Origin of the sequence: Sagittula sp. SSi028, from assembly GCF_048553715.1 — a bacterium.
Classification (GTDB): Bacteria; Pseudomonadota; Alphaproteobacteria; order Rhodobacterales; family Rhodobacteraceae; genus Sagittula.
Genome location: NZ_JBLZNC010000040.1, coordinates 1 through 1,296, shown reverse-complemented (window position 1 = coordinate 1,296; position 1,296 = coordinate 1). Strand labels below are relative to the sequence as shown.

Below are 1,296 nucleotides of genomic sequence, written 5' to 3'. Positions count from 1 at the left end.
CCCCATTGGGGGATCAGCAAGGGGCCTTAGCTCAGCTGGGAGAGCGCCTGATTTGCATTCAGGAGGTCAGGAGTTCGATCCTCCTAGGCTCCACCAAGACAAAGGCCCTTGCGTAACCACATTGGGCCGCAGTGCGAAAGCGCTGGTCGCTCTCGTGCGCTTTGCTTGGCAAAGCCACTGACGCGACAACGAGTTTTGGCAAAGCCAAAATCTCTGGGTCGGTAGCTCAGGTGGTTAGAGCGCACGCCTGATAAGCGTGAGGTCGGAGGTTCAAGTCCTCCTCGACCCACCATTCTTTTGGCCATGCCAAAACGAATGGTACGCGACAGGGTATTTTGCGCAGCAAAATGTCCCGAAAGCGCACCACGCCAATCTTCGATTGTATCGGTAAGCACTGTCAGTGTTTACCCGTCCAATCGGACGACTAATTCACATCGTATAGAGAGAAATCAATCAACATTGCTTGATTGCCATAAGTGTTTGGCAATCTCAGTGGGTCTTCTTCGGAAGAGGTTGCAAAGAGGTCTAGCCGGCTTTTTTGGAATATCCCTGCTGCAAACGAGCAATTGTTGTCCAAGTCAAGTACACTAACCAGTCATTCTTTTGGCACAGCCAAAACGAATGACATGGTTTTGAGATCGCTCAACGCGATCTTGAAACCAAGTCCGGACGACAACGTCCGGGCGGGAAAGTATGCTTTGTCCGGTAAGAGGAAGAGGAGGTCTGCCGACCTTGTCTTCAGCCAGGGGATGACACGAACCAGCGTCATCACAAACCTTGCTCTTACTGGATCAAATCAAGCGCGAGAAGGGCGTTTGGTGAATGCCTTGGCAGCAAGAGGCGATGAAGGACGTGATACTCTGCGATAAGTCATGGGGAGCCGAGAATAGGCTTTGATCCATGAATCTCCGAATGGGGCAACCCACCTGATACTCTGTTATAATTGCCACTTCGGTGGCAGCTTATAATAGGGTCAACCAGGTACTTCTTACCTGAATACATAGGGTTTGAAGAGCAAACCCGGGGAACTGAAACATCTAAGTACCCGGAGGAAAGGAAATCAATTGATACTCCCCTAGTAGCGGCGAGCGAACGGGGACCAGCCGAGCCTTGAGAGTGATCAGAATGTGTTGGGAAGCACAGCCATAGCGGGTGATAGCCCCGTATGAGAAGCTCGATGGGACGTATTAAGTAGGGCGGGACACGTGAAATCCTGTCTGAAGATCGGAGGACCACCTTCGAAGGCTAAGTACTCCTTGCTGACCGATAGTGAACCAGTACCGTGAGGGAAAGGTG

1 protein-coding gene, 2 tRNA genes and 1 rRNA gene are annotated in these 1,296 nt (G+C 51.5%); 3 read left to right on the top strand and 1 reads right to left on the bottom strand.

Going from position 1 to position 1,296, the window contains the following annotated elements; translation table 11 throughout:
- The first annotated feature begins 20 nt into the window (after positions 1 to 20).
- Together ACN5AZ_RS18655 and ACN5AZ_RS18650 are read left to right on the top strand one after the other, a co-directional pair.
- Positions 21 to 96 (top strand) — tRNA-Ala (locus ACN5AZ_RS18655).
- A 119-nt stretch (positions 97 to 215) separates the two neighbouring features.
- Positions 216 to 292: transfer RNA gene (locus ACN5AZ_RS18650), tRNA-Ile, on the top strand.
- Between the two features lie 303 nt (positions 293 to 595).
- Here ACN5AZ_RS18650 and ACN5AZ_RS18645 read toward each other — a convergent pair.
- Positions 596 to 769, bottom strand: coding sequence for a hypothetical protein (locus tag ACN5AZ_RS18645; protein ID WP_419430394.1), 174 nt, complete (start codon positions 767 to 769; stop codon positions 596 to 598).
- 25 nt (positions 770 to 794) lie between these two features.
- Between ACN5AZ_RS18645 and ACN5AZ_RS18640 the strand changes: the two genes are divergently transcribed.
- Positions 795 to 1,296 (top strand): 23S ribosomal RNA (locus tag ACN5AZ_RS18640); the annotation flags it as partial.